This is a genomic window from Rhizobium sp. ARZ01 (assembly GCF_014851675.1).
Taxonomy (GTDB): domain Bacteria; phylum Pseudomonadota; class Alphaproteobacteria; order Rhizobiales; family Rhizobiaceae; genus Mycoplana.
On sequence record NZ_JACVAE010000001.1, the window covers coordinates 1,842,239 to 1,854,876 of the forward strand.

8 protein-coding genes and 2 pseudogenes are annotated in these 12,638 nt (G+C 63.4%); 7 read left to right on the forward strand and 3 right to left on the reverse strand.

All coding sequences use genetic code 11. The features are described from left to right. Positions 1-98 precede the first annotated feature (98 nt). The 3 genes from IB238_RS08815 to IB238_RS08825 all read right to left on the reverse strand — a co-directional run bounded on the left by IB238_RS08815 (position 99) and on the right by IB238_RS08825 (position 3,615). Positions 99-815 carry a GntR family transcriptional regulator gene (locus IB238_RS08815; RefSeq protein WP_192245402.1) on the reverse strand — a complete coding sequence of 239 codons (717 nt, stop codon included), beginning with the start codon at positions 813-815 and terminating at the stop codon, positions 99-101. Between the two features lie 196 nt (positions 816-1,011). Then, positions 1,012-2,208 (reverse strand): amidohydrolase, encoded by a 1,197-nt coding sequence (locus tag IB238_RS08820; protein ID WP_192247543.1) that lies wholly within the window; start codon positions 2,206-2,208, stop codon positions 1,012-1,014. Positions 2,209-2,247: 39 nt separating this feature from the next. Next, complete coding sequence (locus IB238_RS08825) at positions 2,248-3,615, reverse strand: amidohydrolase family protein (RefSeq protein WP_192245403.1); 1,368 nt, start codon at positions 3,613-3,615, stop codon at positions 2,248-2,250. 161 nt (positions 3,616-3,776) lie between these two features. On the opposite strand from IB238_RS08825, the gene IB238_RS08830 reads away from it, so the two are divergent. The 7 genes and pseudogenes from IB238_RS08830 to IB238_RS08860 all read left to right on the forward strand — a co-directional run bounded on the left by IB238_RS08830 (position 3,777) and on the right by IB238_RS08860 (position 12,561). Beyond that, a complete protein-coding gene (locus IB238_RS08830) occupies positions 3,777-5,351 on the forward strand; it encodes an ABC transporter substrate-binding protein (protein WP_192245404.1) in 1,575 nt (524 codons plus the stop codon). 158 nt (positions 5,352-5,509) lie between these two features. Then, positions 5,510-6,475: an ABC transporter permease gene (locus tag IB238_RS08835; protein WP_192245406.1), complete on the forward strand. Its 966-nt coding sequence runs from the start codon at positions 5,510-5,512 to the stop codon at positions 6,473-6,475. Beyond that, a complete protein-coding gene (locus IB238_RS08840; RefSeq protein ID WP_192245408.1) occupies positions 6,475-7,371 on the forward strand; it encodes an ABC transporter permease in 897 nt (298 codons plus the stop codon). The genes IB238_RS08835 and IB238_RS08840 overlap by 1 nt, the downstream gene beginning before the upstream one ends. Before the next feature lies 1 nt (position 7,372). After that, a pseudogene (locus IB238_RS08845) lies at positions 7,373-9,090 on the forward strand (ABC transporter ATP-binding protein). A 175-nt stretch (positions 9,091-9,265) separates the two neighbouring features. Then, positions 9,266-10,522 (forward strand): annotated as a pseudogene (locus tag IB238_RS08850) (amidohydrolase family protein); the annotation flags it as partial. A gap of 154 nt (positions 10,523-10,676) precedes the next feature. Continuing rightward, the gene (locus IB238_RS08855; protein WP_210333550.1) at positions 10,677-11,264 is read left to right on the forward strand and encodes an ankyrin repeat domain-containing protein; all 588 of its coding nucleotides are present in this window, start codon (positions 10,677-10,679) and stop codon (positions 11,262-11,264) included. A 67-nt stretch (positions 11,265-11,331) separates the two neighbouring features. After that, positions 11,332-12,561, forward strand: a complete 1,230-nt coding sequence (locus IB238_RS08860) for a cyanate transporter (RefSeq protein ID WP_192245414.1) — start codon at positions 11,332-11,334, stop codon at positions 12,559-12,561. Positions 12,562-12,638 lie beyond the last annotated feature (77 nt).

Consider the following 12,638-nt stretch of genomic DNA (forward strand, 5'->3'; position numbering starts at 1 on the left):
CTTGCGCGGCGCGACGGGAAATGAGGTCGATCCCATGGGTCAGGTGGCGGCGGAAAGAAAAGATGACCCCACCTCTGTCCGCGGCAAGACGGGAGTGCCTACAGACCCTCTTCCTTGGCGTAGGCCGCAAGGAGATCCGGAAAATCCTTTTCCGAATTGGTCTTCAGCAGCGCGCGGGTCGTTATCGCCTCGATGTGGTGATCCATCAATTCGGACGCCTTTTCCCGATCGTTGCGGGCAAGGGCGGCAATCAGTTCACGATGCTCCGACACTGCGCAGTCTGAAGAATGCGGGCGTCCGTAGAGCGACAGAACCATGGACGATCGCGAAACGAGTTCGGTGACGTATCGCGACAAGATCCCGTTCTCCGTCAGTTCCGCGAGCAGGACGTGAAACTCGCCGGCGAGTTGGATCGAGATCGACGGATTATCGAGTCGCGCCTTGTCTTCGGCCTCCACATGCGCCTCGAGTTGCTTGATCTGCTGGGCCGTCAGCTTGCCGATCAGGCTATCGACCACCAGCGTCTCCAACGCCCGACGCACCGCGAAGATGTTTCGACCGTCCTCCAGGCTCGGCTGGCTGACACAAGCTCCCTTGTGCGGGCGCAGTTCGATCAAGCCCTCGCCATTGAGCCGCGCGAGCGCCTGCCGCACGATCGTGCGGCTGACGCCGAGTCGTTCGCCGATCGAATCCTCGGGAAGCTTCGTCCCTGCAGCAAGCGCCTGATCGAGGATGGCGCGCTTCAAGGTGCGGTAGACGGCATCAGATTTGGATACCGCCGATTTCTGATTTCCATCACGAGGTTTGGGGGTCATGGGTGTCCTGAAAGAGTAGCGAAGCCTCCGGCCCGAAACGCTTGCAAAGCCGAGGATTTGTAACAACTATCACTGCATGGCCCGAGCCGTAAAGGCGTCGGCCGATGGCAAAGGAATGGTTGTTACGGCATTTCCTGTTCCCGTGCGGGGCGAACGTTTTGCCGGGACAATCGCCGGCCCGCCCCAATGAGTAAGTTTATTCAATCGCCGGCAGGTCACCGGCCGGTTCGCCGCCGCGCACCAGGACACAGCCGCGGCGGATGACAGTTCGCTTCTGCGGTGTGAGGGCCACAACTTCCGCCATGGTTCGGGCCGGCACGAGCACCAGATCGCCGAAGCAGCCCTCGGAAAAGCCGTAGTGGTCGAGGCCGAGGCCTTCTGCGCCGCCGTACGTGCAGACCCGCGCGGTTTCCTCCAGATCGGAATCATTCGTCATGCCGTTGCGCTGCGCCAGATACTTCGCTCGCTCCAGCATGTCGCCATTGCCCCATGGCTCCCAGGTGCCCTGAATGCCGTCGGAGCCGGAGGCGACCACGACGCCGCTTTGCCGCATCAGGCGCAGCGGCAGGGCCGGCGCCGAGGGGCTGCCGACGGTCATCACCGCGACGCGCTCCGCTGCAAGCACCTCGATCAACGCCTGTTGACGCGCGGAATCAAGCACGCCGAGACAATAGGCGTGGCTGACCATCACCCGCCCTTGCAGCGACAAGGCACGGGTGCGCTCGAGGATGAGTTCGAGACAGAAGGCGCCCAGATCGCCTGGTTCGTGCAGATGGATGTCGACCGGTTTTGCATGGCGATCCGCAAGCTCAAAGATAGCATCGAGATGGCGCACCGGATCGCGCTCGATGGTGGCAGGGTCGATGCCACCGACAATGTCCGCACCCGCCCTCAAGGCCGCATCCATCAGTTCGAGCGTACCCTCTCGCTGCAGCATGCCGCTCTGCGGAAAGGCGACGATCTGCACGTCGACCAGACCGCGCAACGCCTCCCGGGTTTTGATCACACCCTCGATGTTGGCGATGCCGATTTCGGTGTCGACATCGACATGGCTGCGAATGTGCAGAACGCCGTGGGGAAGCGTCTGCATGATCTGGCGGGCTGATTGCCGGCGCGCGTCGATGCCAAGTTCACGCTTGGCTTTGCGGTCGGCCAAGATGCGGTCGTTGCGGGTCGGGCCGACGCGGTTCTCGAACCAGTCCATGCCGACAAGCGTCTTGTCGAGGTGGGTGTGTGCTTCGACAAGACCCGGCAAGGCGATATGCCCGGTCGCGTCGATCTCGATTGCCGAACGGACCTCATTTGCCGCGACGAACCGGCCATCGCGGATGAAGAGGTCAACCGGAGGTCCGCCGAACGGGCGGGCATTGCGGATGAACAGGTCTGCGGCCATCATGGATCCTCTCGCATTTCCACCTGTTGCGCGCGGAGGTCAAACGAGTCCCGCACGCTGCATTGCCAGCCGGAAAGCACGCTCCGCGCGGTCGAGGATCGCACCTTCGTCCTGCCCGACAAGCCGTCGCCCACGCATCAGCACCCGTCCGCCGACGATGGTCGTGTCCACATCCGCACCATTGGCAAAGCGCGCCAATCGCTGCACCGGATCGACCGGAGGCCAGAGATGCGGCTGCCGCATATTGACGAGTAGGATATCAGCGCGCTTACCTTCTTCGAGTGAGCCGATCTCCCCCTCCATCGACAGCGCGCGTGCGCCCTCGATCGTTGCCATCTCCAGAAGTTGGGCAGGCGGCAGCACAGCATCGTCGCCGAAGTGGCGAGCGTGATAGCGATGCGCCTGGAACATGTTGCGGAACATGTCGAAGGAGCGGTCGGGCGCGGCGGCATCGGTGCCGAGCGAGACCGTGACGCCGTCCTCCATCAGTTCGGGCGCCGGGCAGCGGCCATAAACCGACATCAGGGCGCTCGGATTATGCGCCACCTTGGCGCCGGTGCGCTTTAGGACCGCCCGGTCGGCGTCCGTCAGGTCGATACAATGGGCAAGCAGCGACCGCTCGTCAAACAGGGCGAGCCGCGCATCATTGGCGGCAATCGATCCGTCGCGGTGACCGTCCTGCACAAGGAGAACACCGCTTTCCCGCGCAAGATCGCGCGTCCTGCGCGCAATTGTGTATGCTGTTTCGTTTTGAAGCTCGGCTGCATCGAATACCGGCAAGGAGAAGACCACGCGCAGTCGATCGTCACGCCCCACCCAGTCGTCGACCAGTTGTGCAGCAACGTCGAGTTGGCGGTCGGGAGAGACGGCAACTTCCCCGTACGAAGCCTGCGTGTACTGCCGATACACATGGCTGTGCCCCGGCCTATTCGCGCCGACCGCAAGAACCTCGCGCACACCCATGGCAGCGATGGCGGCGAGATGCGCTTCGGCAGCGTCCGGCGCCTCGGTGCGCATGATGTCCGGCCCACCTCCGAACAGTAGCGCAGCCGTAGTTGTGCCGCATTTAATGCGCTCGGCTGCCGACAGGGCCGCCTCCGCTGCCCAGAATTCCGGGTCGGTCGCCTGGGCGTAGATGCGGCCGGTGACGCTCATCCAGTCCTCGGATTCGGTGCCCAGTCCCTTCGTCAGCATATGGCCCGCATGCGCATGCGTATCGATGAGGCCCGGCATGACAACCATGCCGGAAGCGTCGATTCTTTCCGCCCGACTCTCTTGGGGGTAGTCCCCGGCCCCGATCGCGGCGATGCGTCCGTCCTCAACCAGCACATAGCCACCGTCGAGAATGCGCCGGTTTCCGTCCATGGTCAGGACCACGCCGTTTTCAATCAGCAAGGACGTTGTCATCGAAATCTCCTTCCAAATGCGCGAAGCGTGGCGCCATACCGCGCATCATCAAATACCACTTATGCTATCTTGATATTGTGCACATCATATGTACAGTCATTTTCGGGAACATTAGTATCCAAAAATATCAAAGATACGTATACACAAAACGGGAGCATGCTGTGAACGCCACCATCAGGACCCTTTTGGCAGGGATTGCCATCCTCATTCCTCTCGCTACACCGGGCGCTGCCGAGACGCTGCGCTGGGCTTCGTCTGGGGATGTCATCTCCTACGACCCGAACGCGCAGGTCGACAGCTTCACCCAGAGCGTCCAGCACATGGTTTTCGACCCGCTGGTTCGCCGCAACAAGGATCTGGTGCTGGAGCCGGCGCTCGCCACTTCCTGGGAAATCATCGAACCGACCCGCTGGCGCTTCAATCTGCGTCAGGGCGTGAAATTTCACGAGGGACAACCGTTCAACGCCGACGACGTGGTGGCGACAATCCAGCGCCAGATCGATCCCGGTGCACGCAACAAGGAAAACCTCTCTACCGTCACCGGTGTCGAGAAGGTAGACGAGTACACTGTCGACCTCATCCTGCGCGGCCCCTATCCGCTGCTTCTCAACGATCTCGCCGCCATCTACATGATGAGCAAGCCGTGGATGGAGGAGCATGACGCGCTGAAGCCGGGCAATGCATCGACCGGCGTCGTTACCTACGCGAGCAACCACGCCAATGGCACCGGTGCCTTCAAATTGAAGAGCTACGAGCCGGATTCCCGCTCGGTCTTCGAGGCGAACAAGGAGTGGTGGGACAAGCCGCAACATAATCTGGACGAGGTCGAGTTCCGTCCGATCGCTTCCGACGCCACCCGGGTCGCAGCGCTACTGTCAGGCGAAGTCGACATGATCGCCCCGGTGCCGCTGCAGGATATTGATCGCATCGCTGCCACCGAGGGGCTGAAGGTCGTCGAAAACCCGTCACTGCGTACGATCTTTCTCGTCCTGAGCCAGCGGCCAGAACTTCATGCGACCCCGGGCAAGCCCAATCCGCTGCGCGACGTCAGGGTACGTCAGGCCCTGTGGCACGCCATCGACGTCAATACGATCCAGAAGCGCTTGATGCGCGGCAAGTCGCGCGTCACCGGTATGCTCGTCGCTCCGGCGGTGACCGGCTACGACGAAACGATCGACGTGCCGCTGCCCTATGACGTCGAGAAAGCCAAGGCGCTGCTGGCGGAAGCTGGCTACCCCGATGGTTTCAAGACTGGGCTCGCTTGCCCTAACGACCGCTACATCGCCGACGAACAGATCTGCCTGGCGGTGGCATCGATGTGGGCCAAGATCGGCGTCGAAGCCGGTCTGAGCGTCGAGAGCAAGACGACCTATTTCCCGCGTACGGACAAGGGCGAGTTCGACAGCTACCTTCTCGGATGGGCCTCCCTGCCGCCAATGGACGGTTTCAGCGTGCTGCAGGCTTTGCTCGCCACCAATGACGGGACCTTTGGTGGCAGCAATACCGACGGGCTCTCCAACCCTGACATCGACAAGCTGGCTCATGCGGCTGCTGTGGAACTCGATGAGGCCAAGCGCGTCGACATGCTGAAGCAGGCGTTCCGCATCAACCGTGATCAGGTTCACTACCTGCCGCTGCACCAGCAGCCGGTCGCCTGGGCGATGAGCGACAAGGTCGACATGCCGCAGTTCCCGGATGAATACGTTCGCCCGTGGTTCGCACAGGTCAAGAGGTAAACTCTCCCGAGCAGCGGTCCCGGCCGGCGTAGGCTGGCCGGGACCGCTAGGCAGATCCGGCACGATCCCTAGTAAGCGGTCGACGGCGCGGAGGACTCAGACCGAAATGGTCCGGTTTTCCGCTCTTTGGGCCGCTTCGCCCCCGCAAGGACTATCCGATGATCAGACTTCTCTCGGTCAGGTTGCTCCAGGCCATCCTCGTGATGCTCGCCGTCACGGCCATTGCCTTCGTCATGTTCCGCTTCGTTGGTGATCCGGTCGCCGCCATGGTGCGTGAGGGCGCGACCCAGGCGGAAAAGGATGCGTTGCGCGCGACGCTCGGCCTCGACAAGCCGCTCGTGGTGCAGTTTTTCGATTTCGTCGGCAGAGTGCTGGCTGGCGACCTCGGCACGAGCTTCCGATACCAGCAGCCCGTGGTGAGCCTGCTCTTCAACCGGCTTCCCGCCACGCTGGAGCTTGTCGTCGTCGCAACCGTCCTGGCGCTTGCGATCGGCATCCCGCTCGGCGTGCTCACCGCACTAAAGCCGAGGTCCTTCCTCTCCCGGCTCACCCAGTCGGCAACGCTGGTCGGCATTTCCATGCCCACCTTCGTCACCGGCCTGCTGTTGATCCTGGTGTTCGCCGTCAACCTGCGCTGGCTCCCCTCCTCCGGTCGCGGTGATCTCGTCGACCTCGGGCTGTGGCAAACTGGTTTCCTATCGATCTCCGGTCTGAAATCGCTGATCCTGCCGTCGATCACGCTGGCGCTGTTCCAACTGACGCTGATCATGCGGTTGGTGCGTTCGGAGATGATCGACGTGCTCTCCTCCGACTACATCCGCTTTGCATTCGCGCGCGGCCTGCCGAAATCCTACATCTATGGCAAGCTGGCGCTGCGCAATGCGCTTATGCCGGTCGTCACCGTCACCGGTCTTCAGATCGGCCAGCTTGTCGCTTTCGCCATCGTCACCGAAACAGTGTTCCAGTGGCCTGGCATGGGGCTGCTTTTCACCAATGCGGTCGGCTATCCGGATATCCCGGTTCTCTCGGCCTACCTGCTGTTCGTCGGCTTCCTGTTCGTGTTCATCAACATGATCGTCGACATTCTCTACACCTTCATCGACCCCCGGCTGAGGACGAATTGATGACCCGGCAATCCCTGCTCTATCGGCTTCCCCCGGTTTCCGTGATGATCGCAGGCATCGTCCTGGCAATCATGCTGGTTCTGGTGATCTTCGCCCCGCTGATTGCACCGATGGATCCGCGCGACGTGTCCTCCTATTCGCTGATGGACATGGAAATACCGCCGGCCTTCATGGTGGGCGGCGACCCCCGCTTTCTGCTCGGCACCGACAACCAGGGACGCGATCTCGTCTCGGTCATCCTGTTCGGCCTGCGCATCTCGGTGCTGATCGGCATCGGCGCGGTCCTGTTCGCGGCGATGGTCGGGGTCTTGCTCGGCCTGATCGCCGGATTCTTTGGCGGCATCGTCGACAGCATCGTGATGCGCATCGCTGACGTGCTCGTCAGTTTCCCGACCATTCTCGTCGCTTTGCTCATCAGCGGCATCGCCCGCGCGCAGCTCAGCGCCGATACGATGCTCACCTGGGCGCCGCTCGTGCTGATCTTCTCCATCGCGGTCAATGAGTGGGTGCAATATGCCCGCACGGTGCGCGCCTCGACGATGGTGGAGGTGGCGCGCGACTATGTGCGTGCCGCCAAGGTGATCGGCCTGCCCTCCGGCCGCATCATGGGCCGGCATATCCTGCCAAACGTTATGAGTTCGGTGATGGTGATTGCCACGATCAATCTCGCCGGCGCGATCCTGACGGAGGCTACCCTCTCCTTTCTCGGTGCTGGCATGCCGCCCACCTATCCCTCGCTCGGCACCTTGATCCGCATCGGCAACCAGTTCCTGTTTTCCGGGCTCTGGTGGATTGCCGTGATGCCGGCGACCGTTCTGGTTATCCTCGTGCTGGCCGTCAACGTCATCGGCGACTACCTGCGCGATCGCTTCAACCCCAAGCTGGCGGAGCGTTGAGATGCCAATTGCGAAGCCTCCCGTCCTCGAAATCAGGAACCTGCGGGTCGAATATCCACTTGCCAATGGCGATGTACTAACAGCGGTCAAGGACATCGACCTGACCATCCAGCCCGGCGAAATCCATGCGCTTGTCGGCGAATCTGGCGCCGGCAAGACCACTGTCGGCAGTGCGCTGATGGGCCTCTTGCAAGCGCCCGGCAAGATCGTTGCCGGCTCGATCGAAATCGCCGGCAAGCCCATCGACCTGCGCACCGGCCGCACGGAAGGGATCGTCCCCGGCCGCGATGTCGGAGCAATTTTCCAGGATCCGATGACAAGCCTCAATCCGCTCTTCACCGTCGAAAGCCAGTTGTGCGAAGGCATGCTCACGCACCTGAAGCTTTCATCCAGGGAGGCGAAGGCGCGGGCACTGGACCTGATGAAGGCGGTCGGCATCCCCGAACCGGAACGTCGGCTCGGTAGCTATCCGCACCAATTGTCGGGCGGCCAGCGCCAGCGCGTGGTCATTGCTACAGCGCTGGCCTGCAATCCCCAACTGATCGTCGCTGACGAGCCGACGACGGCACTTGATGTTTCGGTGCAGGCGCAGATCCTCAAACTGATCCGCGACCTCGCTGACCAGCGCGGCGTCGGTGTGCTTCTCGTCACCCACAATATGGGTGTCGTCGCCGAAATCGCCGACCGCGTGACGATTATGCAGAACGGGGCAGTTGTGGAGAGCGGGCCGTCGCGCGAGGTGCTGACCGCGCCGAAAGCGCCCTATGCTCGCACCCTGATTGCCGCTGTTCCGCCGATCGACACGCGGCTCGACCGTCTCCCGGTACCGAGCGAGGAAACGAAGACGACGCTGGAGGCGCGCGCGGCCGTTCGCCGCAACAGCACGAAGAGCGAGACGGGAGGCCGCGACGACGTGGTGCTCGCCGTCAGCGACCTCTGTGTCGAATATGGCGGGCACTCGCTGATCCCTGGCCGCAAGGCCTCCGTGTTCAAGGCGGTCAAGAGTGTGTCCTTCGACGTCCGCCGCGGCGAGATTTTCGGCCTCGTCGGCGAATCCGGCTGCGGCAAGACCACGGTCGCCAACACCATTGCCGGCCTCGTCGCCCACAGTTCGGGCGAGATCGCGTTTCAGGGACATGCGCTGGGGGGCAAGCGCCAGCGCTCAGTGCGCCAGTCGCTGCAGATGGTGTTTCAGGATCCCTATTCGGCGCTCAATCCGCGGCTGCGCATCAACGCTGCCATCGCCGAGCCGATCCTGTTCTACAAGCTCGCCTCCAATGCCGCCGAAGCGCGACATGATGCACGCACGCTGCTGGAAGCCGTCGGACTGCCAGGCGACGCGGGTCTGCGCTTCGCGCACGCCTTTTCCGGTGGCCAGCGCCAGCGCATCGCCATCGCGCGGGCGCTCGGACCGCGCCCATCCATGCTGATCTGCGACGAGCCGACCTCCGCGCTCGACGTTTCGGTGCAGGCCCAGCTTCTCAATCTCCTCAAGGACCTGCGCGACCTTGCCGGCCTGTCCATGCTGTTCATCAGCCATGACCTGGCGGTGATCCGCCAGATGTGCGACCGCGTCGCCGCGTCGAGCTCGCCGATACCGAAACCCTGTTTACCGAGCCGAAGCACGAATACACGCGCGAGCTTCTGCGCCTTGCGCCGTCGCTCGATCGTATCCTCGACCGCGAGGACGCGCAGAAAGGTCTCCAATCCCATGGCTGACATCCTGATCACCAACGGAACCGTCATCGCCCTCGACCCCGAGCGGCGGATCGTCGCCGACGGGGCGGTGGCGATCGAGGGCGACTGCATCGTCGCCGTCGGCCCATCGGAAGAGGTTGCCCGCGACCATCCGGCCCGCGAGACGATCGACGCGCGCGGCATGGTGATCATGCCCGGCTTCGTCGATGCGCATGCCCATGCCGGTCACGGGTTGATCAAGACCCTGGGTGGGGGAAAGAGCGACCTGTGGTATCGCGCCTGCCAGGGCGCCTATACGGTCGGCTCGACGCCGGACTTCTGGTATGCCGAGGCACAGCTCGCAGCACTGGAGCGACTACGCTTCGGCGTCACGACAGGCGTCTCGCTGCTCGGCGGCGGCGATTCAGTCATGCGCACCGACCGCCCGGAATACGGCGATGCGCACATGGAGGGCGTGCTCGGCATCGGCACCCGTTCCGTCGTTGCCGTCGGCACGACGCGGCCGCCGCATCCGCTGACCTATGCAAGCTGGGACGGCTCCACCCGCACCGATTATCCCGTCACCTTTGAGGGCCAGTTTTCGACCTGCAGAACCTTGATCGACCGCTGGCACCGCAGCAACGGCGAGCGCCTGCATGTCGCGCTTCTGACGCCGACGCTGCACCAGGCTCATCTCGACGCAGCCGGGGCTGAAGAGGCAATCGCCCAGTCGCGCATCGTGAAACGGCTGGCGGAGGAGCACGGTCTCGTCTTCACCCAGGACGGTCACACCAGAGGCAGCGTCCGCGTCGCGCATGACATCGGCATCCTCGGACCGCGCACGCTGCTCTCCCATGCCACCGGCCTCGACGAGGACGAAATCGCGATCTGCGCCGAGACCGGCACCTGCATCGTCCACAATCCGAGCGCGGTCGCTGCCATCCTGGCCCGCTGCCCGGTGACCGAGCTGCTCGATGCCGGCGTGACCGTCGCCATCGGCTCGGACGCGACCGCGCCGGATCGTTCGGCCGACATGTTCCGCCACATGCAGCAGTGCATGCACTATCACCGCACCCATTTCCACGATCCTAGCTGGCTGCCGCCGGGCAAGGCGCTGGAAATGTGCACGATCGACGCCGCCCGCGCACTCGGTCTGGAGCGCGAGATCGGCTCGCTGGAGCCCGGCAAGAAGGCCGACATCGTTCTCGTCGACCTGCGCCGGCCGCATCTCTACCCGGCCCATATGCCGGAGTTCCGCGTCACCTATTTCGCCAACGGCAACGACGTCCACACCGTCCTCGTCGGCGGCAAGGTGCTGCTACGCGACCGCAATCCGCTGGTCGATCAGGATGCTGTGCTCGACGCGGCGCAGCGCGAGGCCGATCTGATGATCGACCGCCTCGGCCTGCGGGAGGCGCTCGAAACGCCGCGCATGTTCTGGGGCCATAGCCGCGATCTCGACCTGATCGAATGAGCGACCGCACTCGGACGCGACCAGCCGGCAGTTCCTCGCCGGCGGTGCTCAAGTAAACAAGAAAACGGAGACGACAATTTCTTGCATCCTGAGAATGATGACATTTCTGGCCCTGATCCTGATGTTCAGCCCTGTGAGCGGGTTTGCCCAGGCCATGACTGAAAAGCTTCACCGCGCCGCCGGCGCCAATGACACTGCGGCCATCCGTACGCTTCTCTCGCAAGGGGCGGATCTGGAGGCACGCGACGGCCGCGGCCGGACGGCGCTGCTCGTCGCCACCCACGCAAGCCGGATCGATGCCGCAGCGGCGCTGATCGAGGCGGGCGCCGACGTCAATGCCAAGGACGCCATTGACGACAGCCCCTATCTCTATGCCGGCGCCAGGGGGTTCACCGAGATCCTGAAGCTGACGCTCACGCACGGCGCCGATCTGAAGAGCACCAACCGCTACGGTGGAACGGCGCTTATTCCCGCCGCAGAGCGCGGGCATGTCGAAGTCGTGGAACTGCTGATCGCGGCAGGGGTGGATGTCGACCACGTCAACAAGCTCGGTTGGACCGCGCTGCTGGAGGCGATCATCCTTGCCGACGGTGGTCCGCGCCATGTCGAAATCGTCAAGCAACTGCTAGCAGCCGGTGCCAATCCCCGGCTTGCGGACGGCGACGGCGTAACACCGCTCCAGTACGCCCGTCAGCGTGGCTATGGCGCCATGGCAGAACTGTTGCAGGAGGCCGGTGGGTAGCTTCTGCCTGGCCGAAGCCCTCGCCAACCAACGACAAGAAGACCACCACGTAAAGGAAACACCGATCATGCCGCAAAAGACCCAGCCCGCAGCGGGCCGGCGATGGATATTGCTCGCTCTCGTCGTGCTGATCGCGCTCAATCTGCGTCCGTTTCTGACCGCACCGGGGCCGGTGCTGACCGAGATCGTCGTCGATACCGGCATGGGTTACAGCAGTCTCGCACTGCTCACACTGCTGCCGATGATGCTGATGGGCGTCGGCGCTTTCATCTCACCGGTCCTACAGGCCATCATTGGCACGCGCCGCGGCATTCTCATTGCCCTGCTGGTGCTGGCGGCAGGCTCCCTGCTGCGGCTCGTCGCGCCAGACGGAACCTCGCTGATATTGACAGCCGCCCTTTGTGGCGCTGGTGTCGCCTTTATCCAGGCAGCCTTCCCCGGCATCATCAAGGCCGAGTTTCCGAGGAACATTCCGGTAGTTACGGGGCTCTATTCCGCCATGCTCATGGGTGGCGGGGCCCTGGGAGCACGGCTGACGCCGCTGCTCGTCAATCATGGCTTTGGCTGGCGATCGGCGCTCGCCTTGCTCGCCGCTCCGGCACTCATTGCGTTCGGCGCAGCCTTCTTCATCCTGTCGGATTCACGCAGCCGTCGCCCGGACAAGACCCTGACCGGCCGGCTGCTGCGTCGCCCGCGCACCTGGACGCTGATCCTCGCTTTCGGTCTGGTCAATGCCGGCTATTCCTCTGTCGTGGCCTGGCTCGCCCCTTACTATCAGACGCTCGGCTGGAGCAACGGCGACAGCGGCAGCCTGGTGGCGCTGATGGCTATCTGCCAGGCGGTCGCCGCCCTCGGCCTGCCGATTTTGGCCCGCCGCAGCATCGATCGCCGTTCCTTTCTATCCCTGACGTTGTTGATGCAGGCGGTCGGCTTTGCCGGTCTGGCCTTTCTGCCGCAAGTGGCGCCGATTGTCTGGGTCGGCTTGTGCGGCGCCGGCCTCGGCAGCAGCTTCGCACTGGCAATCGTTACCGCCCTCGATCATCTGCCGCGGCCAGAGGAAGCTGGGGTACTGGTGGCACTGATGCAGGGCGGCGGCTTCCTGCTCGCCTCACTGGGTCCCTTCGCGACCGCTTTCCTCCATGACATCAGTGGCAGCTTCGCCGCGGGCTGGATGATGCATCTCGTCTGCATTGCCAGCGTCTTGTTCCTCTATCTGCGCTTTAATCCCGCGCATTACGCGCAAGCGATGCAGGTGCAGATCGAACCGCCACCGTCGTCGGTGAGACAGGGAATTTGATGTCGGATTAGCATCGCGCCTTAGGGCGATTGCGCGCCGGAAACGCAGGCACCGGCAGCAGAAGGCGGATCAAGGCG